We start from the raw sequence: 22,115 nt of genomic DNA on the forward strand, positions 1-22,115 counted from the left end.
GAGGCGTCGGCCCCATGACCATCGCCTGCCTACTCGCAAACACCCTCACCGCCGCATGCCGCGCAAACAGCCTGCCAGAACCAGAAGGCCTCACGGCATAGTTCTGCGTTCCGGAACTGCAACCAGAACCAGCTAGTTTAAGATACGATTTACCGCGCCCGCATGACCACGGGCGCGGTATTTTTTGAAAAGCTTTCCTTGTGAAGCAAATCGTGATAAATATTATTTTCCAGATGGTTACTAAGTTAGTCTGCATCTTCGCCGATATGTCTGATGTTGATTTGGCGCGGTGCATCTGAAGATAAGTATGAATACCGAAGTCAGTGAGCTCAGAACGGCCCTTACACCCCAGCGCATGTGCGCCGCGTTCATTTTTCTTCCGTTGCTGTCATATGCCTTCCCCCCCTTCATGGATGCTGATGTTCCCTATGGATTGCGCCTGTTGTTTTGGGTCGGAGTTATGACAATCGCATTGGGCGCGATCTGGGCGACACGGATGCTTTTGCGAGACAAGCTGATACTATTGAAACTGCCGCTGCGCGATTTGGCTTTCGCGGCGGTGATCCTGGTGTTTCTGACACCGCTGTTGTGGCTGCTGGCTTGGGGTCTGTTTACGTATACCGGAAAGGTGGTGCCCGAGGTTAAGTCGGTTGCAGCATATGGCGTGCTGTTTTCCACAGGCCTTGTGCTTGTGCGTCGCGGTGATCTTCATGCCGATAGCATGGGGCCTAAGCCGCCGGAATTGCCGCGCTTGTCAAAACGCTTGCCTGAAGGGTTTGAGGGTCAGATCTACCGGCTGACAGTCCGAGATCACAACGTGGATGTTGTTACCTCAGAAGGCGTGTTTTCGATCAGGTCCCGGTTTACGGACGCGATTGCCGAGATGGAGCCTGTTCCCGGCCACTGCTCTCACCGCTCACATTGGGTCACAGATGCATCCATTGCGGGCGTTGAAAAGACCGGCAGCAAAACCTTCTTACGTTTGGTCAATGGTGATCTGGTGCCGGTCAGCCGCAAATACAAGCCGATGCTGGAAGAAGATGGGTTGATCTAGGCCGTGCGCGGCATCGGGATCATCTGCGGGTTTGGCCCGGTCAAAATGGCCATAGCGCCGCTCTGCATCAGGTCTGACAGAACGTGGTCGGAACTGCGTAATCCACCTGTGTAGGTGCCATAGGCTGGCAGGATAAGCCGATTTTGATCCACCAAGAATGCCGGGCGAGAGATTGATCTACCCCGGATCGATAGGCGCGCCTTTGGGTGGAAATGACCCGAGACTTCGCCCTTGGCATTTGCCTCGGCGATATGGCGAAAAATCAGAGGACCTTTGGCCCACTCCGCCAGATGTGTGCCGCCCAGTTCGATAGGGCCGGGATCGTGGTTGCCTTCGATCCAGATCCATTCCCGACCGGCCTGCAGCCTGGCGATCTGCAGTTTCTCGGACGCTGCCAAGGCGGTTGAGGCATCAAGGTCATCGAAGCTGTCGCCCAGGCACAAAACGGTTTCAGCACCTGACGCATCCAGATCAGCCGATAGCCGATCCAGTGTCTCGCGGCCGTCATAGGGTGGCAGAGTCAATCCGCTGCGCCGTGCCAGCCGCTCGGACTTGCCCAGATGCAGGTCCGAAACACACAGCATCCGCCGATCAGCCCACCACAGTGCGCCAGAGGGAAGGGCACGCAGCGCCTGACCGCAAAACAGAAAATCCAAGCCGTTCATGATACGTTCTTTGCCTGTTTCTGTTCCACGTGCAAGGGCCTACAGTTGGTTCAGCCCGGCAGCTTCCAGCAGCCGCGCGCTTTCTTCTGCAAGCAACCGTTCCTCGGCCGCGCCTTTGACCGGGATCTTTCCAACCTCCAGAAACAGAGGCGCGGCCAACGGTGTGATACGGTCAAGCCGCAGCAGATCAATCCGATCTCCGATCCGTGCGACCATTGCCTCGATACGCCCAAAATCAACCAGCCCGCGCATGGCCTCCTCTCGGGTGATCTGCATCAGCAGGTGGTCAGGGTCATACTTCAGCAGCGTATCGTAGAGGATATCTGACGAAAACGTGGCCTGCCGTCCGCTTTTGCGTTGCCCGCCGGTGTTGCGTTCGATCAACCCCGCGATTGTGGCCGAGGCGCGGAAGGTTCGTTTCATGACGGCATTGCCGGCCAGCCACGTGTCCAACCCCTCTCGTAGGGCGTCGAGTTGGAACAGGGGGCTGGGATCGGTCACCGCATCCAAGCCCCAGATCAAAGTCGCGTAGTCTGTTGCAACAAAACCCAAGGGCGCGAACCCGGTTTCTTCCATGCGCTTGGTGAGCAGCAAGCCCAAAGTTTGCTGGGCATTGCGTCCGGCGAAGCCGTAAACGCATAGGTGCTCTCGTCCGTCGCTTGGAAAGCTCTCAATCAGAAGGCGATCACGTTGGGGCAGTCGGGATATGTCCCTCTGCAAGGCCAGCCAGTCTGCTGTGTGACGGGGCAACTGAGGCCAATCGGGTTGTGCGAACATGCGCAGGATGCGGTCGCTCAACTGGGTGGAGGTCGCAAATTTCGTTCCTGCGAAGGTGGCAATTTTGGGTTTCTTATCAGCACGACGGCTGACCTCGACCACCATTTCCCGCAGCCCCTCATAGCGCACGATCTGACCGCCGATCAGGAAAGTATCGCCGGGGGTAAGAGAGGCTGCGAACGCCTCTTCAACCTCGCCCAAGGGCTTGCCACCCCTGTTACGCCTCAACCGTACCTTGAGCGTATCGGTGTCCTGAATGGTGCCAAGGTTCATGCGGATACGTGCAGCGGCGCGGGGGTCGCGCAACTGCCACCGCCCATCAGAGCGCTGTTGTAGTCTCTGCCAGCGGTCATAGACGCGTAGGGCGTAGCCTCCAGTTGCACAGAAATCCAGACAGGCGTCGAATTCCGGGCGGGTCAGATCGGAAAACGGCCCGGCGGACGTGATTTCCGTGAACCGCGTATCCGCATCGAATGGGCCCGCGGCGGCCGCAATCAGGATGTGTTGGCACAGCACGTCGCGGGGCCCTGCGCCGCGCGGGTCACCATCCAGCTCATGCGCCTTCGCAGCTTCCAGTGCCGCGATGCATTCCACCACTTCGAACCGGTTGGCGGGCACCAGAAGCGCCTTGGACGGCGCGTTGTAGCGATGGTTTGCCCGCCCGATCCGTTGCACCAACCGTTTGACATTCTTGGGTGCGCCGATTTGGATGACCAGATCGACATCGCCCCAATCGATCCCTAAATCCAGAGAGCCGGTGCAGACAATGGCGCGCAAATCACCGCGTACCATGGCGGCCTCAACACGCTCGCGCTGTTGACGGTCCAGACTGCCGTGATGGATGCCGATAGGCAGGCCCTCATCGTTGGCAAGCCACAGGTTGTGAAAGAAAATTTCCGCCTGCGCGCGGGTGTTGTGAAAGATCAAAGTTGTTTTGTGTTGGCGGATTTGATCCAGAACAGCCGGGATCGCATAGGCCGCCCCACCACCGGACCAGGGGGGCATTTCGTCTGTTTCCAGCATCGCGATGTCGGGGTCGGGGCCGGGATCGGCCTGTATGATCCGGCAGGGGTCCGGGTGACGCGCCAGAAAGCGGGCGATCCCTTCCGGGTCTTCGACCGTTGCAGATAGGCCCACGCGACGTAGGTCCGGGCACAGGGTTTGCAACCGCGCCAGTGCCAGCATCAACTGATCTCCGCGCTTGCTTTCAGCGAGGGCGTGGATTTCATCGACGATCACACGCTGCACCCCATCAAACATGCGCGGCGCATCCTCATATGAGGTTAGCAAGGCTAGGCTTTCGGGCGTCGTTAGTAGAATATGCGGTGGGTCCGCGCGCTGGCGTTTCTTCTGCGTGGCCGAGGTGTCGCCGGTGCGATCTTCGATACGGATAGGCAGGCCGATCTCGTCGACCGGGGAACGCAGGTTGCGTTTTATGTCCGCCGCCAGAGCCTTTAGCGGTGAGACGTAGATCGTGTGCAGCCCGCTATGTGCGCCTTCGGCCAGTTCAGCCAGAGACGGCAGAAACCCGGCCATTGTCTTGCCGCCCCCAGTTGGCGCGATCAGCAGCGTCGCAGGATCACGCGCCCGGTCGAACATGTCTTGCTGATGGGGGTGGATGGACCAGCCTTTGGCCGAAAACCAATCGGTGATCCGGGCGGGAATCTGCGTCATAGGCGCAGATTAACCGCCCTCGTGCCGGAATAGCACGGCGTTATTTGACGATTTTCTCGTCCTTGACGAACATGTTGGCCCAGGCGCGGTCAATCAGATCAGGGCTCATCTGATAGGGAATGCCCTCGAATTCGCAGATCGAGATCATCTGATCGATCAGGAAGATCGGCTGGTAGTTTGCGTAGATATTGTCGATGGTTGGGTACTTGACCTTCAGCAGGTGGACCAGAGCGGCCTCATCCAGTGGCATGCCGCGCTTGCGTGCCACCATGGCGAAGATTTTCAGGAAGTTCTCCTGATTGGGGCCGTCGATTTTGATCTTGAAGAAGATCCGGCGCAGGGCGGCTTGGTCGAAGATTTCGTTCGGGTGGAAGTTGGTCGAGAAGATAACGAGCGTGTCAAACGGCACCTCGAACTTTTCACCCGATTGCAGGCCAAGGATGTCCTTGTTTTCTTCCAGCGGAACAATCCAGCGGTTGACCAGCGCCTGCGGCGGTTCCGCCTGACGGCCAAGGTCGTCCACGATGAAGATGCCACCGGTCGATTTCAGCTGCAGCGGGGCCTGATAGGTTCGCGCGGTGGGGTTGTAGACAAGATCCAGCATGCTGAGTGATAGTTCACCACCCGTCACAACAGTTGGGCGCTCGCATTGCACATAGCGCGAGTCGAACCGCTTGCGGCGGCGCAGGCTGTTGGGATCGTCAGCTTCCTGCTCGATCGCGGTGTGAACGATCGGGTCATAGACGGTGATCACCTGACCAGCATATTCAATGGCATAGGGGACATAAACGTTGTCGCCCAACGCATCCCGAATACCGTTCGAGATCGAGGATTTCCCGTTGCCCGGAGGGCCATACATCAGGATCGAGCGGCCTGCGCTGACCGCGGGGCCGAGATGGTCCAACAAGCTGTCAGGCAGTACCAGATGGCCCATCGCGCCAACCAATTGCTCACGCGTGACCTGAATGTTGCGGATCGACTGGCGTTTGACCTGTTCGCGGTACACATCAAGCGGTACGGGCATCGCGCCGAAATACTCCGACTGGCTCAGCGCATCTAACGCACGCGCTTTGCCTGCGTCGGTCAGTTGATAGCCCATCTCGTTGCCGCTATTGGCGTTCAGGGTGCCCGTGGCTTCCAGCAGTTTCTGCTCGCGCGCGATGTCAATCAGTTCCTGTGTGACAGCGCCGGGCAGGCAGATTGCCTCGGCCACTTCGGATACGGTGCTGGCATTCTTGCGAAAGACTGTTTTCAGCAGAATGTCCCGCATCATCACCAGCGGGAGCTGCATTTCGCCCAATCCCTTAGGCGCAGGAGGGGCCATCACGGCGGAGGTTTGCATATTCATGCGCGGCGCTCGTCTATCCTGAAATCACACATATGCCCGCAAAGGGGCCACTTGTGGGAAATCTGGCTCAGCTTTGTGGCGGGACCAAGGCAGTGACATGGCGCACAGATGATAGTTCACGAACCGTAAACAGTGCCCAAAATCAGATACATGACCAAAGCCCCGGCCAGAGCAAGGCCCATCGGGAACTTCTTGCCGCGATCCCAGCTTTCCCAATGAGGGGCGATGGTGCGCAGTCTGGTGTGGCGGGCCAGCCGATGAGTGGCAACGGCGCCCAGCACTGTTGCCAGCAAAATCGCGATCAGAACGCCCAGGTCTTGTATCCAGACGAAGGGCGCTGCCGCGGCCAGAAACTTGGCATCGCCCGCACCGAAAGCACCGATGGCATTCAAAAGAATGCCCGCAACCAGCACAATGGGTAGATGCAGCAACTGCCAGACATACGGGGAGAAGGCGACCGGGAAGGGGCCTAGCGAGCCGCTGATTGTGCCGGTAGACCAAGGGGGCAGGGCAATCAACCCGACAACCACATAGATAAAAGCCAGAGCCACAACCGCATGGTTCTTGATTTTCATATCGCGCATGTCGGTAAAGGCGACATACAGGCAAATCGGCAGGATGAACGGCAAGAACCAGATCGCCGCGCGAACAGGAATTTCCATTTAGGTGGAACTCTCAAGCGCGCGCAGAGATCTGACCGCTTCGTCAAAATGCTGCGGATGAGTCGAGATCGCCTCGCGGAACAGGTTCTTCGCGGTATTGATGTCGCCCTGTTTGACAGCTGAAATGCCCATCGTGTTCAACAATTGCGCGCGTTCGATCTGCGACATCGGCACAACAGGCAGGCTGTAGTTCCCCTGGGCCGAGCGGGCCAGAACCAGGTTATTCTTTGCCGTAAACAACGAACTATCCTGCCGAACGGCGTCGGAAAACAGGCGCTCTGCTTCCGCATACTGGCCGCGGGTCAGTTTAGAATAGCCCCAGTTGTTCATGACGCTGCCAGGACGGGTCGTCAGACCCATGGCTGTTTCATAGAAATGATCAGCGCGTTTCCATTCTTTTCTGGAATCAGCCACAACAGCCTCAAGACGATAGCGCTTGAAGGTTTCATAGGTTGGGGGAACTGAATCCAACACCGATTTGGCCTGCGCCCAATCGCCATTTCGAACCAGCGCGTCCGCATATTCAACCTTGTCAGAGCTGTTGGTTCCCTTCATGGTCGTCACCCGTTTCCAGGCAGCGCTTGCTTCGGTGGTACGTTTTGCCCGACCCAGCGAGACGGCCAGTCCACGCTGAAGATCGATGCGGTTGGGGTTCTTGGCGGCGGCACCCTGAAAATAGGTCACCGCTTCGTTGGGATCTGAGGCGTTCAGAAGAACGTCGTTCAGGTTGGTTTCGTCAATGACGTTCACTTCCTGAAATGTGCGTTCAACCCGCTCTTCGGCAGATTCTTTTTCGCATGCAGATAGAATAAGCCCGCTCAGAATGAGTGACGGAATCAAGAATTGTTGGCGCATTTTTGCGTCCTTTACTGCTCTTGCCTCGTTTACTGGATTTTGCGCAGCGTAAATTGCCCGTCGCCGCGCTGTTCCAGCGTATATTCTTGTTCTTGAGGAGTAGTATTAACAGGATTTTCCATTTTTGCGAGTGCTAAGCGCAGATTGTCCCGAATTGCGTCACTTTCGCCATTGTCCAGGGCGAAGGCACGTTGGAATACCTGAGCGGCTTCGGGGTATTTCTGCTGCTCCATCAGCAATACGCCCAGATTATTCCAGGCCACGGGCCATTTAGTGTCATCTTCAACCGCGCGCCGTAGCAAAGGTTCTGCCTGACCCAAACGCCGCAATCCAAGATTGGCGGTTCCCATCGATGTCAGGACTTGTGGCGTCATCCCCTGTTCAAGCGCGGCGCGGCTGAAACTTTGCAGGGCAAGTTCATATTCCCCTGCGGCCATCAACCTGTTGCCGGTCGCGATGTTGTCGCTTGTTTGACCATCGGGGTCGATGCCCGGCGCATCCAACCCGTTGGGTTGACCAAGTTGATCACAAGAAGCCACGGTGGCTATCACCACCGTGGCTTGAAGCAGTCGGCGAAGTCCAGATCGGACGCACCTGGGTTTTGTATTCATTAGCGCTTTATCCGCGGCCAAAGCTCGAAATGACATTTGCAGAAGGGCCAACCAGAATGATCAACAATGGTGGTACCGTTAGCATCATTGTGACCAGAGTCATTTTCGTAGGCAACTTGTTTGCGGCCTCTTCGGCCCGCATGACCCGTTTATCGCGCATCTCACCGGCATAAACCCGCAGGGCTTCAGCGATTGATGTACCGAATGTGGCCGATTGGATCATCACCGTCACGAAAGAGCTGACGTCCTGAACGCCGCAGCGGGTACCAAAGTCACGCAGAACTGAATCTTTGTCTTTGCCCGCCTTCATCTCGTAAGCGACAACCTCGAATTCCTGAGCGATATCCGGGTAGGAGGATTTCATCTCGCCTGCGACACGCACAATCGCCTGATCCAGAGATTGCCCCGCCTCAACACAGACCAGCATGAGGTCAAGCGTGTCCGGGAAACCCGATGTGATCGCTTCTTGCCGTTCCGCGACCCGGCGCGTGATCCAGTACTTTGGGATCATATAGCCAATGCCACCGGGCAAAAGTACGCGGATGATCTGTTGCTGGCTGGTGTATTCCTGATCCCCTGCCAACACCGTGATCAGCATGACGCCCAGAACGATACCAGTGATTCCAAGTGCGAACTGCGCAAAGTGAAAGAAGCGAACAGCATCTTTTGATTGATAACCCGCTTGCCGCAGTTTTAGCTGGACCGCGGAGTATTCTTCTTGGTCCTTGGGTTCCAGAAAGGTGGCAAACTTTTCAAGTTGTTCGTTCTGGCTGCCATGCCGCAACTTGTCTTTTTTACCCTTCTTCGCTGCCTTTGGGGCAGCGGTCGAGCGCTGAAGCTTTTTTAACGGGTCTTCTGGCTGACTCATCATCAGCGAAACGGCAACGCCGATCAGCACAAGGCCCAGAATGCCCACAACGATCAGTGGGCCAAACTCACCAAGGTTCTCGGTGAGCATATCGTTGATACTGGTCAGAAATTCCATGATACCGCCCTCAGACCTTAATGTTGGTGATGATCTTCATGACGATCAGATTCAGCGTCAGCAGTATGCCAACGACGAAACACGCCGGAATGAACCAAGGGTGATCCAGAACCTCGTCGTAATAGCCTGGGTCTTTCACCAGGATAAACACCAGACAGGCGATTGGGAAACCAGACAGGAACTTGCCAGACCACTGCGCCTCGGCCGTGATGGCTTTGACCCGGCGGAACAGGCGAAAACGTGCGCGGATAACCTGTGCGAGACCGGCCAGAATTTCCGCGAGATTACCACCGGATTGCTGTTGAATGCCGACAGCAACGGCGAGGAAGCGCAAATCCTGCATATCCAATCGTTCTGCCATGTCTTTCAGCGCCTCGCCAACATCGCGGCCATAGGCGCATTCATCGGCGATTACACCGAATTCAGTTCCCAGCGGGTCCTGTACTTCGTTAGAAACCACCTGAATTGTCGAAACAAACGGGTTGCCCACACGCAGGGATCGGACCATCAGTTCCACTGCATCGGGCAATTGCTCTTCGATCAGGCTCATCCGCTTCTTGGCTTTGTGGTTCACCCAAGCGTAGACACCGCCAATACCGATCGCGATTGAGATGGCGATGCGCAGGGTGATTTCTGTCGCAGTGCCAATGCTTAGTCCCATGAATGCGACAACAGAGACCAAGCACATGATCATGATCAGTTGCCGGGGCGAGAACGCAATTGCGGCCTTTTGAGCTTTGTCTGCAAGCAATGAATACAGAGGGATGCTCTGCGATTTCATATGCTGCTGCATTTCCTTGCGCAGCTGCTCCAATACCTGTTCTCGCCCGGCGCCTTTTTCAAGCATATCCAGACGGCGGTTAACCCGGCTGTTCAGGCTGATGGATTTGCCGAACGCGACAAGATAGATGCCTTCAACCAGGGCAAGGACCCCCACAAATATGGCGACATAGATGATCGCCTCCATAGGCACATTCATACTAAGCTCTCCTACACTGTGGTTGGGTCGTAGATGGACGCAGGCAGGTCAAAGCCCCACAGACGGAACCGTTCCGAATAGTGGCTGCGTACACCCGTTGCAGTGAAGTGACCGATGATCTTGTTGTCAGGTGTCAATCCAACACGTTGAAATCTAAAGATTTCCTGCATCGAAATAACGTCACCTTCCATACCGGTGATCTCGGTGATTGATGTCATACGACGCGAGCCGTCCTGCAGGCGGCTGGCCTGAACGATCAGGTTCACAGCGGACGAGATCTGGCTGCGGACCGCTTTGATCGGCATCTCGATGCCGGCCATTGCGATCATGTTCTCCAGTCGCGAGATACCATCACGAGCCGAGTTGGCGTGGATCGTGGTCATTGACCCATCGTGACCGGTGTTCATAGCCTGCAACATGTCGATGACCTCGGCGCCACGCGTCTCACCCACGATGATACGGTCAGGGCGCATCCGCAGTGCGTTTTTCAGACAGTCGCGCGGGCTGACCTCACCCTTGCCTTCCACGTTCGGCGGGCGGCTTTCCATCCGACCCACATGGGTCTGCTGCAGCTGAAGTTCCGCCGTATCCTCGATGGTCAGGATACGCTCGGCATCGTCGATGAAGCTGGATAGCGCGTTCAACGTGGTTGTTTTACCTGAACCCGTACCGCCCGACACGATAACGTTCAGTCGGGTCGACACTGCGGCCTGCAAATAGGCGGCCATTTCTTCGGTAAACGCACCGAAATTGACCAGGTCGTCAATGCCCAGCTTGTCCTTTTTGAACTTGCGGATGGAAACCAGCGAGCCGTCCACCGCAATTGGTGGCACCATAGCATTGAAACGCGATCCATCGGCCAGACGAGCGTCAACATAGGGGTTGGATTCATCAACTCGACGACCCACAGCGGATACGATCTTGTCGATGATCCGCATCAGGTGCTTTTCGTCCTTGAACGTGATGTCGCTGATTTCCAGCTTACCGGCGCGTTCCACAAATATCTGTTGCGGGCCGTTCACCAGAATATCGTTGACAGTGTCGTCTTGAAGCAGCGTTTCCAAGGGGCCAAGGCCTGTGACCTCGTCATATAGCTCTTTGTTCAGCTGGGTCCGGTCTTCGCGGTTCAGAACAATGTTACGCGCTTCAAGAACTTCGCTGGCAATCGCGCTGATCTCTGAGCGTAGTTCAGATTCATCAGCGTTTTCCAGCGCAGCAAGGTTCAGGTTCTCAAGCAATTCACGGTGCAGCTCGATCTTGATTTCGCCCAGGCGTTCCTTGCGCTTGCGATCGCGATCGACACCAGTCGCTTCGGCGGCCTTCTTCTGAACCGGCTTACGAGCGATGGCGTTTTGTGCGGGGGTATCTACAGGTGCTGCCGGTGCAGGCGCTTTAGCCGGTGTTTGCACCGGCTGCGCTTCGGACGATTTCTTGTATCTTGAAAACACGGCTGATCCCCCCTTGGGATGGTTTTACGCGGCCTCAGCGTCGCTGCTGCCCAGGCTGTGGAGTGATTTTGCCAGCTTCGCGATTTCGCGGCGCAACGGGTTCTTGGCCGCAGCGTTGGCAAGTGGCAGACCGTGATCGCCACTTTGCATCACGGGTTTCCCGCCATCCGGCAGTTGCAAATCGATGGAAATTCCAAGACTTTCGCCCATGCGTTTTACGCGACCTTTGCCATTCAGATCAGTGAATTTCGGAGCCCGGTTCAATGCAAATCGCAGCTTGTTGAACGGCAGTTCTTCGGCTTGCAGGGCCCGTTTCAGGCGCAGCGCGTTCTGAGCGGACCGCATGTCCAACTCGATCATGGCAAAATAGACATGGGACGCCTGCAGCACGGTTTCCGACCAGTGAACCAACGTTTTCGGCATGTCCACAATGACATAGTCGAAATGCTTGCGCGCCATGTCGATGACACGCTGAATGTCTTCCGGTGTGATCAGATCCAGAGGTACCATATCGGCCGGTGCTGTCAGAACCTGCAGTTTTTCTTCATATGTTTGAAGCGCTTGCGAGAAGACTTCATCATCCATAGCGGCTGTATCGGACAGCATCTCGAACACAGTTTCACGGCGCGGCAGGTCGAGATAAGTTGAAACTGTGCCGAATTGCAGATCCAGATCGATCAGGCAAACTGTTGGGGCGTCCTTGTCAGATACGTTAGCAAGTTCCCAGGCCAGATTCACGGCCATGGTTGTTGAGCCGACACCCCCGGCCAATCCATGGACAACAAACATCGCGCCTTCTTTGGCGTCACCCCCCGCCAACGGAACTGCTGCTGCTTGTGCAGCAGCAACCGGATCCGGCTGGTTCATACGCTCTATTGCTTCTTGCAATTCACCCTCGGGCAGAGGGTAGGGTACAAACTCATCCGCGCCTTTGCGCAAAAGCTGATGGAGCGATGCGGGTGTCACATCCTCGGCAATCAGCACTACTTTGATCTTCTTCTCCTTCGCCTGGGTGATGATTTCACCCATCAGAGAAAGGTTATCTTCGTCTTCGCCGTCAATGGCCAAGGCCACGAATTGCATCGAATCCGCTTCGGGCTGACCAAAAAACGCCAAAGCTTCGGCAAAACCAAGATCGCCCCAACGCTCACCCAAAGCGGCTTCCATATCTTCGATCAGCAGATCGAAGTTCTGGACGTCCCGGCTGATCGTGCAGGCCAGGATACCGGTGTTGTCGTCTTGCGGCGTCGCGCTGGTCATACAAACTACCCTCGTTGAGAGAGGCCAGCATCTCTTGCGGACGAGATCACGCCGATTGATTTGCTGTCGCCCCTAAGCGGTCAATTCAGGCCGCAGGTCACCCAATTGTTGACAATGTCGCTGTGAAGTTGGGCAAGAATTTGGCGCAAAAGAACCAATTGTAGGGAAATAGGCGACGATGTCGCCTATTTCGAGCAAATTATCCACCTTCGCCGGATGTATCCGAAGATTCTTGGATGTAACTCGCTCTTGTCGCGCTCTCAACATATTCGCGATAGATGACTTCGGCATATTTGCCATCCAGCAGCTGTGATCTACCGTCTGCAAAGCCCGAAACCTCGGTTACCGTCCGGCGGTTTCGCCGATCACGATTCGGCGTGTCAATCAGGGGGCGCGTTTTACCAAACGATACCACGGCTTCGAGCCGTGAGCGTGAAATTCCCTGTTGTACCAGATAGTTAACAGCAGCTTGCGCGCGGCGCAGGCCAAGGCTTTGGTTGTAGCTGGTCGATCCCACGGCGTCGGTGTGGCCATAAACGCGGAAACGCGCCTCAGGGAACTGTTTGATCCAATCGGCCTGACGCTGCAGAACGCTCTGCGCCGAGGCGTCCAGTTGAGAACTGTTGAATGCAAAGTTGATCTGAACCGGAACGTCCGAGGCGAATCGGCGGCTTAGGATCTGTGCAAAGGTCAACTCGCCATTCATAACCTGGATATTGTTGAGCGTTGCGTTGCCGTATGCGCCCTGGTCGAGTTCATATCCCGCCTCGCGTGTACAGGCCGAGATGGCGACTGTGAGACCCAGGGTGATAATCCACTTGTTCATTGGTCTATCCTCCTCATCAATCCAGGACGTAGCCGTAAGAGCTGCCAAAGTCTTGTTTGGCAACTTCGGATGCAGCACCTGTACCTTGACGCTCTGTGCGGGCGACGCGGCCGGTGACGAACAGGTCAAAGTCGCTGGGCGGTTTGACGCGATCAGTTGGCAACGCGAGGGCTTCGCCGCGTGTTGGGCTAACCAGATGCGCTGTTACGATGATGACAAGCTCGCTTTGTTCGCGCTGATAGTCGGCGCTGCGGAAAAGAGCACCCAGGATCGGAACATCGCCCAACCAGGGGATCTGGTTATTTTGATCGGTAAAGTTGTCCTGAAGCAGACCCGCGATTGCAAAGCTTTCGCCATCCCGCAGCTCAATCGTTGTCTTCGCCAGACGGGTGATAAAGCTTGGTACGATGTCACCGTTGATCGTGAAGTTCGAGCTAGTATCGATGGCCGAAACTGCAGTGCCCATTTCCAGGTTGATCAGATCACCATCCACGACGCGTGGGGTGAACTTCATCTCAACACCGAACTGTTTGAATTCGATGGCGACTACGCCGTCGTCTTGGGGTACCGGGATTGGAACTTCGCCACCTGCAAGGAACGCTGCTTCCTGTCCAGAAAGGGCCGACAGGTTAGGCTCGGCCAGATTTCGAACCAAACCTTTGGTTTCCAGCGCCTGGAGCAACACATTGACCTGCGCTGAACCGACACCAAAGCCAAACAACAGTGTGCCATCTTGCACTGTGACAGGTGGAACAAGGTTTTGAGGGTTGAAACCACCTGAAACGTCTCCGCTCGCAAAGGAAAGCGACGAGGAAAGCTGTTTCGCAACCGAGCGGTTCATCTCGGCAAATCGGACTTTCAGCATCACCTGCTGAACTCCACCGACCGACATCAGGTTCGATACGCGTTCAGGCGCATAGCGTTCTGCCAATTCAAGCGCACGTGCCAGTTTGGCTGAGCTTGAAACTGTGCCCGACAATACAATGCCGTCATTGGCGGTGCGGACTTCAATCGGCTCCGACGGCAGAATCTGACGCAGACGTTCTTTAAATTCCGTAACGTCAGGCGCTACGCGAACGCGCACATTCGCCAACAGCATGCCGGCGCCGTCAAACAACGTCAGAGTGGTCATGCCGGGTGTCTTACCCAGAACATAGATGGTCCGGTCTGAAAGCGACGAAATATCCGCAATGCCCGCATTGGCAATGCTGAGTTCGGCGAACGGTTGTTCGCTTTCCACAACGATTGCGCGATTCATCGGAACATCCAGTGTTTCCACTGTGCCCTTTTTCACCACGCGAAGGGTTTCAGCCCAGGCGGCATCGCCGACCAGGCCAATAACAAGCGACAACCCCAGCAAGGTTGCGCTGATCCAGGAACGTATTGTCATGTGACCTGCCTCTCCGATCACGCCTCGTTTTTTGGGTCTGATGCCCTATGTGTAAGACAGTGCGCGAAAACCGAATTTATTGCAATAATCAATGGTTTCCGGAATTTTGTTTATGTGGACAATAGGCAACAATGGCAAAAAAATAGGCCGCGCGTTCTGCGCGGCCTGAACCGATAACGTTCTGAATTGACGTTAATTTGTGCAGGGTATTTGGGTTTCGAACGTGTCGCCGCCTTTTCGAATGCGTGTGGTGCAGACCTGCTCTTTCGCCTTTTCAGGCGCAGGCGCGATTTCTTCGATGCCCAATAGCTTTCTTTGGTCAACTTCGATTGCAGATGCGACCGATTCATCCTGCACACCAACAAGTGCCAAAGACAAACGACCAGTGTTCTGGGCCTGGGCGAGCGCTGCAACTTGCTCGGGTGTTGCAGCAACCGTCACGGTTCGTGCGATTGTCGTTTGTGACACGTCAGAGCCCGCTGTCTGGTCGACAGCAATCAATTGGATGTTTGACTGAATCAGACGGGTGATACCACCCGCTGATCCTTCGGCGGTGCCGCTCGAACCCGTCCAATAGATATCTACATTGTCGCCTGGACGCAGAAAACCTGACACGCCGGATGCCACGTCAACACTGATCGCAAAGGCGCGCATGCCTTTTTCCAAACGTGAAGTCAGGCCAGCCTTTTCGCCCGGCTCTGTGACCTTGACCGCTAGAATCGCTTCGTCCTTTTCCATGGTGCGAAGGACAAAACGCTCCTGCGGTCCAATTTCCGGAAACAGGACCGCCATCTCGGTGAACGTGCCTTCGGGAATCGCGTTTTCGGGCCAATCGACGGCGCGAACGTCTTCTGGTGTCAGAGCTTCGCCGTACTTCAGCGGCCGATTCGACACGTAAACAGTTACAGTGGGGATGACATCAACCTGAGCATTGGCCAGCGCCTCGGCTGCCGCCTGCTTCTGACGGGCCAGCTCGTTCTGGTACTCAGATATATAGTTGCGCGCCATATAGACAGCGCCCCCCGCCAGAGCTACCCCGACAATCAGAACAAGTCCGAATACCGCTCGCATATTTGTACCTCACTTTTTCGCCGGTCGACTGGTTAGCGACAGTATCAGCAATTTTGAACAGCATAATTCCTACAGAGCAATTGTGTCGAAATCTGGGACAAATTGGTCAATCGCCCGGGATTCTTAATATTGTTGCGGAAACTGTTTGCTGAGATCTAACGGTGCGTCTCACACCGGTTTCGCAACAAAAACGCCGCGCACGATTTGTTACGGCGTTTGCTTTTTTGTAACTGAGTGTCGTCTATCAGTTTTAACCGCCGCCCGAGCTTCCGCCGCTGGAGCCGCCGTCCCCGCCACCTGAACTGCCGCCCGAAGACGAGCCGCCGCTTGAACTTCCGCCGGACGATGATCCGCCGCCTGCCGTACCTGCAACTGTAAAGCCGCCAGCATTGTCATTGTCGCCTGTACTTACGGTTGAGGATGTAAGCGCGGTGTTCACGTTGCCGCCATAGCTGTTGGTTGCAGAGGCGATTGCCAAGTACAGGGCTGAACCGATGCCAATAATCAAGGCCGTCAATACAACCCAGTCAACCGTGACGGCGCCGTCTTCGTCGTGCGAAAACCGTCTGATGAACTTATACATCTCACCCCTCCGAGCCATAGTCCGTTTCGGCCCAGGCACTAGTGAGGGCCGTTTACTCTGCAATTCCAAGAATATTTTTGAGTGACATGCGTGGCGGAAATAGGGCCAAAAATTGTACCTGGCGCCACAGTTTACGAATAATTGCCTCAAATTGCGCCGCTTTGGCGATAAGAAGATGCGATCGATCCTCGTTGCTGGGCAATCGACCTAAACCGGAAATTTACTTTTTTCGCGATTCAGCCTAGCAAATGAGAGGGCTCCACAAATAGAAAAAACCGCGCCAGAAGTGGCGCGGTTTCAAATCTTACGCTAAGCGATTGCTTAGTTGGAGTTCGTACCAGCCGAAGTCACACCACCTGCGGCGGAGTTGCTGCCGGTCGAAATGGTTGCGGCGTTCAGTGCGGTGTTGACGTCGGTCGCCAGGCCAGTCGCGCCAGCCGAAATCTGCTGGTATGCAACGGCAGCCAGGCCGATGACTGCTGCGGTCAGAACAACCCAGTCAACTGTTACTGCGCCGTCTTCGTCTTTGCGGAAGTTCTTGATGAACTTGATCATGTTATGTCCCTCCTAAAGGATCTAAATAAGTCTGTTGAACCTTGGCGTCTTTCAGAGCTTTCTCTCTCAGTCCGCTCCAGTCCGTCTCGGTATGGGCTTATGTTTGACGGGTACGCATGGCAGGAATTGGGCCAAACCGATATTTTTTTCTGTTTGATTTAACTTTTTTGATACGAATTATCTAACCAACTGATAAAAAACAGAAAAAATATTTAGCACCACCCTTTTCACCGTGCCGGGCGGTGCAAAAAAGCGCCAAATGAGGCGAAATTGCCCCAATTCGCTTTGTTTTTCTGGCCTTGCGAGACGTTTTGCGGTTCAACTTTCGAAAAAAGAGAGCATGAGGCAGGCAAATGAATCTCCGGGACGCACTTAAATGCGCCGGTGTGTTGGTGTTCCTAACCGTTAGTGTTGCGCCTTTAGGGGCAACTGAACGCGAACCACGTGGTGTATATAAAAGGATCAAGGCGCCGAAACCCGGTGAACGCCCACGCGTAACCGTTCAGATATCTCCGCAAGAGCATGCCGCAAGACCATCCGCGCCCAGTACAGGGGCCGAACTGGTTGTGCCCGAAGTCATCAAGAAAGCCAAAGTTCCGCCAGCGACCACACCGGATGGAGGTGTCAAAAGTAACCCCAAAGGTTCATACAAAGCGTTCTGGGACCGGATATCGCCAGAATTGGCCCAGGCTCGGGCTGGCCGATTGGAGGACGCTATCCAAGCCCTGTCAGCAACGAGTATCAAATCTCCCAGGCTTCAGACCTTGCAGAACATTGCACAGCAACAGGGCGTGGATATCTTGCGTGCAACAGTGGGCACAAATGTCTCGCCCGCCTTGGTGCTTTCTGTGATTGCAGTCGAATCGGCCGGTCGTGCGGATGCCGTCAGTTCCGCTGGGGCGCAGGGATTGATGCAGCTGATGCCCGCAACTGCAGCGCGTTTCGGCGTGAATGACAGTTTCCAGCCGGATCAAAACATCTCCGGTGGTGTGAAATATCTGAATTGGCTGATGCAAGAGTTCGGCAATGATCCGATTCTGGTTCTGGCTGGATACAATGCGGGCGAGGGTGCCGTTAGAAAACACAGTGGTGTGCCACCCTATGCCGAAACACGGGACTATGTGCCTAAAGTTCTGGCGGCGTTTCAGATCGCGCGTGCGCTTTGTTCGACACCACCTGATCTGATCTCTGACGGTTGCGTGTTTCAAACCGCCAACTAAAAAGGCCCGCCGCTCCGAGCGGGCCATTGGCTGAACACGATTGTTTAATCGACGATTTTAGCCTGAGTCGCAGCGCGCATGTCGTCTTCGCTGACACCATCCGCGAGTTCGACGATCTTCAAACCACCCTCGACAACGTCCAGAACGCCCAGGTTGGTTATGATGAGATCAACCACGCCTTTGCCGGTCAGCGGAAGGGTGCATTCTTTCAGAACTTTCGAGTCACCGTGTTTGTTGGTGTGATCCATCACAACGATGACACGCCCAACACCTGCCACCAGATCCATCGCGCCGCCCATGCCTTTGACCAGCTTGCCAGGGATCATCCAGTTAGCCAGATCGCCTTTCTCGTCCACCTCCATCGCGCCCAGGATCGCCGCGGCGATTTTGCCGCCTCGGATCATGGCAAAGGATGTGGCGCTGTCGAAGTAGGATGTGCGGGACAGTTCGGTGATTGTCTGCTTGCCTGCGTTGATCAGGTCTGGGTCTTCTTCACCCTCAAATGGGAAAGGGCCCATGCCCAGCATACCGTTTTCGGATTGCAGGGTGATGTCCTTGTCGCCGACATAGTTCGCCACCAGCGTCGGAATACCGATACCGAGGTTCACATACATGCCGTCTTCCAGCTCCTCTGCCGCGCGCGCGGCCATTTGGTTCCGATCCCAGGGCATTATGCATCCTCCTTCGTGCGAGTGGTGCGCTGTTCGATACGCTTTTCATGGCTGCCTTGGATGATGCGATGCACATAGATGCCGGGCAGATGGATTGAATCCGGGTCCAGTGAGCCACGCGGAACAATCTCTTCCACTTCGGCCACACAAATCTTGCCACAGGTGGCAGCCGGCACATTGAAATTGCGAGCGGTCTTGCGGAACACCAGATTTCCAGTGTCATCGGCCTTCCAGGCCTTCACGATGGCAAGATCTGCAAAGATACCCTCTTCAAGGATGTAGGTTTCACCATTGAAGTCTTTGTGCTCTTTCCCATCGGCAATCACGGTGCCCACGCCGGTTTTGGTGTAAAAGCCGGGGATTCCAGCACCACCCGCGCGCATCCTTTCGGCTAGCGTGCCTTGGGGGTTGAACTCTAGCTCCAGCTCTCCGCTCAGATATTGGCGCATGAATTCGGCGTTCTCACCGACATAAGAGCTGATCATTTTTTTGACCTGCTTGGTTTGCAGCAGGATGCCGATGCCGAAATCATCCACACCCGCGTTGTTCGACGCAAAGCTCAGGTCCTTGACACCCGAATCCTTGATCGCCTCAAGCAACAACTCCGGAATGCCGCACAGGCCGAATCCGCCCGCCGCAATCAGCATGCCATCCGACAGCACTCCGTCGAGCGCCTCGGAGGCATTGGCATAGACTTTCTTCATGGAAAACTCCCCCAATGACATGGTGATGCGCAGGTTGTGCCGCCACGTCATTGGGAAGTCAATGAAACCAAGGGGGTGGTGGTATTTCTACCTACCCGGCCGCCTTTTTGGCGGCCTTCTTTTTGGGTGCCGCCTTTTTCTTGGTGCCTTTCTTGGCTGCGCGCTCGTTGACCAGTTCAACGGCCATTTCTTGCGTCACATCTTCGGGCTTGATGTCTTTGGGGATTGTCGCATTGACCTTTTCCCATTTCACATATGGACCATAACGCCCGTCCAGCACCTGCATCGCGCCGCCATTGGGGTGTTCGCCCAGCTCTTTCAGCGGTTTTGCAGCGGCGCGGCGCCCGCGACCCGGATTGGCGCGCTTTTCGGCCAACAGTTCGACGGCGCGGTTCATACCGATTTCGAACACATCGTTGGGGTCTTTGAGATTGGCATATACCGGCTTGGCCTCATCCGCCAGCTGATGCATCAGATAGGGCCCGAAACGACCGAAGTTTGAACTGATCATGCCGCCCTCGGGGTGCTCACCGATCTGGCGGGGCAGGGACAACAGCGTCAGGGCCTTCTCAAGGTCCATGTCATCCTTGCTCCATCCACGCGGCAGAGAGGCGCGCGGGGGTTTCTTATTCTCAGGCGTCGGTTCGCCGCGTTGAACGTACGGGCCGAACCGGCCGGATTTAAGCCAGATTTCGTCACCTGCGTCTTCACCCAGCAATCGTTCATCACCTTCTGCGCCTTCTCCGGCAATCGGACGGGTATAGGTGCATTCGGGGTAGTTTCCACATCCAACGAATCCACCGGTTCGTGAGGTTTTCAGATGCAATTGCCCAGTCCCGCATTTTGGGCATATACGCGGATCTGACCCGTCTTCGCGGGGCGGATAGAGCTGAGGTGCAAGCGCTTCGTCCAGCTTGTCCAGCACTTCGGAGATCCGCAATTCCGACGTCTCGCCAATCGCAGCCGAGAAATCACGCCAGAACTTGCCCAGAAGGTCCTTGTAGTCGCGGTCTCCTGCGCTGACGTCGTCCAGCTCCTCTTCCAGATTGGCCGTGAACTCATAACCCACATATTGGCGGAAGAAGTTCAGCAGGAAGATCGTGACAATCCGGCCCTTTTCTTCGGGGATCAGCCGGTTCTTGTCCTTGCGTACATATTCGCGGTCCTGAATCGTGGTCACGATCGAGGCATAGGTCGACGGACGCCCAATCCCCAATTCTTCCATCCGTTTGACCAAAGTGGCCTCGGTATAGCGTGGTGGAGGTTGGGTGTGGTGCTGCAGGGCCAGAACGGATTCGTTATCGGATAGGATAGCGGCCTTGTCTTCTGCCTTTGAGACCTGATCTTTCAGCGAGGTTTTGGCAAATGGCGCCGGATCTCCCTGCATAATCTGCGGCAGGCGCTTTTCGTCATCATCGGCAACGTCGTCACGGCCTTCCTCATAAACGCGCATGAAGCCGTCAAACAGAACAACCTGACCGTTCGCGCGCAGGCCGACCTGCCCATCGTCGCTGCCAATCTCAACCGTGGTCCGTTCAAGGCGTGCCGCCGCCATTTGGCAGGCGATCGTGCGTTTCCAGATCAGATCATACAGTTTGCGCTGATCTTCATCGGTGACTTTCAGCGCCTTGGCATCGCGCGTCATATCCGTTGGTCGGATACATTCATGCGCTTCCTGTGCGTTCTTGGCCTTGTTCTTATACATACGCGGGCTGTCTGGTACGTATTCGCTGCCATATCTGTCAGCTATGGTGTCGCGCGTGGCAGCCACGGCTTCGGGGGCCATATCGATACCGTCGGTCCGCATATAGGTAATGTAGCCCGCCTCGTACAGCCGCTGCGCCACTTGCATCGCGTGACGTGCACCCATGCCGAACTTACGGCTGGCTTCTTGTTGCAGGGTTGAGGTCATGAAGGGCGCACTGGGGTTGCGGGCTGCCGGTTTCGCCTCGACCGAGGTCACGCTGAGTGCGCGGCTGGTGATTGCCTGAACCGCCAGTTCCGCCTGCGTGGCATTGGCCAGATCGTGTTTGTCGAGCTTTTTTCCCGCCAGAGTGACCAGACGCGCCTCGTAGGTCTGGCCCCGTGGGGTATCGAACAGCGCCCGGACCGACCAGTATTCGACTGGCTTGAACGCTTCGATCTCCATCTCGCGTTCGACGATCAGGCGCAGGCAGACAGATTGCACGCGGCCTGCCGACCGGGCACCCGGCAGTTTGCGCCACAGAACGGGGGACAGATTGAACCCCACAAGATAGTCCAGCGCGCGGCGCGCCAGATAGGCCTCGACCAGCGGCATGTCGACCTGGCGTGGGTTCTGCATCGCCTCGGTCACGGCCTCTTTGGTGATGGCATTAAAGGTTACCCGGCTGACAGGCGTGTCTTTCTTGATCGAGCGGCGCTTGGTCAGTGCTTCTTGCAGGTGCCAACTGATCGCCTCGCCCTCGCGATCCGGGTCAGTGGCAAGGATCAGCGCATTATCTTCTTTCAAGGCGTCGGCGATGGCTTTGACATGTTTGCGGCTGTCATTGCCGACTTCCCATGTCATAGAAAATTCATGGTCCGGATCGACCGATCCATCCTTTGGTGGCAGGTCACGAACATGCCCGTACGAGGCCAAAACCGTGTAGTCCGGACCAAGATACTTATTGATCGTTTTGGCTTTGGCCGGAGATTCTACAACAACTACGGGCATTTAAGATGAATCCTTGCTCGACAGACTTTGCGCGTTTTATGGCCGTGCAAGATGTGTGCGACAAGATCGAATTGTCAATGCG

20 protein-coding genes and 1 pseudogene are annotated in these 22,115 nt (G+C 55.8%); 3 read left to right on the plus strand and 18 right to left on the minus strand.

Annotated elements, in window-relative coordinates:
* Positions 1-101 (plus strand): annotated as a pseudogene (locus ACR0EL_RS00005) (bifunctional methylenetetrahydrofolate dehydrogenase/methenyltetrahydrofolate cyclohydrolase); the annotation flags it as partial.
* A 206-nt stretch (positions 102-307) separates the two neighbouring features.
* On the plus strand, positions 308-1,054 hold the full coding sequence (locus ACR0EL_RS00010; RefSeq protein ID WP_480497153.1) for a LytTR family DNA-binding domain-containing protein: 747 nt from the start codon (positions 308-310) through the stop codon (positions 1,052-1,054).
* Here the strand turns inward: ACR0EL_RS00010 and pdeM are convergent.
* From pdeM to ACR0EL_RS00085, 15 genes are all read right to left on the minus strand, one after another.
* Positions 1,051-1,719 (minus strand): ligase-associated DNA damage response endonuclease PdeM, encoded by a 669-nt coding sequence (pdeM, locus tag ACR0EL_RS00015; protein WP_480497155.1) that lies wholly within the window; start codon positions 1,717-1,719, stop codon positions 1,051-1,053. The genes ACR0EL_RS00010 and pdeM overlap by 4 nt on opposite strands.
* A gap of 39 nt (positions 1,720-1,758) precedes the next feature.
* The gene (locus tag ACR0EL_RS00020; protein WP_480497158.1) at positions 1,759-4,170 is read right to left on the minus strand and encodes a ligase-associated DNA damage response DEXH box helicase; all 2,412 of its coding nucleotides are present in this window, start codon (positions 4,168-4,170) and stop codon (positions 1,759-1,761) included.
* A 40-nt stretch (positions 4,171-4,210) separates the two neighbouring features.
* Positions 4,211-5,518, minus strand: a complete 1,308-nt coding sequence (locus ACR0EL_RS00025) for an ATPase (RefSeq protein ID WP_170531017.1) — start codon at positions 5,516-5,518, stop codon at positions 4,211-4,213.
* 116 nt (positions 5,519-5,634) lie between these two features.
* The gene (locus ACR0EL_RS00030; RefSeq protein ID WP_480497160.1) at positions 5,635-6,180 is read right to left on the minus strand and encodes a prepilin peptidase; all 546 of its coding nucleotides are present in this window, start codon (positions 6,178-6,180) and stop codon (positions 5,635-5,637) included.
* Entirely contained in the window at positions 6,181-7,035 is an 855-nt protein-coding gene (locus ACR0EL_RS00035) for a tetratricopeptide repeat protein (RefSeq protein WP_170531013.1), read from the minus strand.
* 29 nt (positions 7,036-7,064) lie between these two features.
* Positions 7,065-7,646: a tetratricopeptide repeat protein gene (locus ACR0EL_RS00040; RefSeq protein WP_480497161.1), complete on the minus strand. Its 582-nt coding sequence runs from the start codon at positions 7,644-7,646 to the stop codon at positions 7,065-7,067.
* 7 nt (positions 7,647-7,653) lie between these two features.
* Positions 7,654-8,631, minus strand: coding sequence for a type II secretion system F family protein (locus ACR0EL_RS00045; RefSeq protein WP_353013735.1), 978 nt, complete (start codon positions 8,629-8,631; stop codon positions 7,654-7,656).
* Positions 8,632-8,641: 10 nt separating this feature from the next.
* On the minus strand, positions 8,642-9,610 hold the full coding sequence (locus ACR0EL_RS00050; protein ID WP_170531007.1) for a type II secretion system F family protein: 969 nt from the start codon (positions 9,608-9,610) through the stop codon (positions 8,642-8,644).
* Between the two features lie 11 nt (positions 9,611-9,621).
* Positions 9,622-11,058, minus strand: coding sequence for a TadA family conjugal transfer-associated ATPase (locus ACR0EL_RS00055; RefSeq protein ID WP_353013733.1), 1,437 nt, complete (start codon positions 11,056-11,058; stop codon positions 9,622-9,624).
* 24 nt (positions 11,059-11,082) lie between these two features.
* Complete coding sequence (locus tag ACR0EL_RS00060; protein WP_170531003.1) at positions 11,083-12,318, minus strand: AAA family ATPase; 1,236 nt, start codon at positions 12,316-12,318, stop codon at positions 11,083-11,085.
* A gap of 199 nt (positions 12,319-12,517) precedes the next feature.
* Positions 12,518-13,144 (minus strand): OmpA family protein, encoded by a 627-nt coding sequence (locus ACR0EL_RS00065; protein WP_480497164.1) that lies wholly within the window; start codon positions 13,142-13,144, stop codon positions 12,518-12,520.
* A 16-nt stretch (positions 13,145-13,160) separates the two neighbouring features.
* Entirely contained in the window at positions 13,161-14,534 is a 1,374-nt protein-coding gene (locus ACR0EL_RS00070) for a type II and III secretion system protein family protein (RefSeq protein WP_480497166.1), read from the minus strand.
* A gap of 192 nt (positions 14,535-14,726) precedes the next feature.
* A complete protein-coding gene (gene cpaB / locus ACR0EL_RS00075; protein WP_170530998.1) occupies positions 14,727-15,605 on the minus strand; it encodes a Flp pilus assembly protein CpaB in 879 nt (292 codons plus the stop codon).
* 250 nt (positions 15,606-15,855) lie between these two features.
* A complete protein-coding gene (locus tag ACR0EL_RS00080) occupies positions 15,856-16,188 on the minus strand; it encodes a Flp family type IVb pilin (RefSeq protein WP_480497168.1) in 333 nt (110 codons plus the stop codon).
* 321 nt (positions 16,189-16,509) lie between these two features.
* Positions 16,510-16,743 (minus strand): Flp family type IVb pilin, encoded by a 234-nt coding sequence (locus ACR0EL_RS00085; protein WP_480497170.1) that lies wholly within the window; start codon positions 16,741-16,743, stop codon positions 16,510-16,512.
* A gap of 353 nt (positions 16,744-17,096) precedes the next feature.
* Here ACR0EL_RS00085 and ACR0EL_RS00090 point away from each other — a divergent pair, with 353 nt between their 5' ends.
* Positions 17,097-17,963, plus strand: coding sequence for a lytic transglycosylase domain-containing protein (locus tag ACR0EL_RS00090; protein ID WP_480497172.1), 867 nt, complete (start codon positions 17,097-17,099; stop codon positions 17,961-17,963).
* 44 nt (positions 17,964-18,007) lie between these two features.
* Here ACR0EL_RS00090 and ACR0EL_RS00095 read toward each other — a convergent pair whose 3' ends face one another.
* From ACR0EL_RS00095 to topA, 3 genes are all read right to left on the minus strand, one after another.
* Entirely contained in the window at positions 18,008-18,634 is a 627-nt protein-coding gene (locus ACR0EL_RS00095; RefSeq protein WP_353013721.1) for a 3-oxoacid CoA-transferase subunit B, read from the minus strand.
* Positions 18,634-19,338 (minus strand): CoA transferase subunit A, encoded by a 705-nt coding sequence (locus tag ACR0EL_RS00100; protein ID WP_480497174.1) that lies wholly within the window; start codon positions 19,336-19,338, stop codon positions 18,634-18,636. The genes ACR0EL_RS00095 and ACR0EL_RS00100 overlap by 1 nt, the downstream gene beginning before the upstream one ends.
* Before the next feature lie 91 nt (positions 19,339-19,429).
* Positions 19,430-22,033, minus strand: a complete 2,604-nt coding sequence (gene topA, locus ACR0EL_RS00105) for a type I DNA topoisomerase (protein WP_480497176.1) — start codon at positions 22,031-22,033, stop codon at positions 19,430-19,432.
* Positions 22,034-22,115: the final 82 nt, after the last annotated feature.

The organism is Ruegeria sp. AH12 (assembly GCF_056541465.1).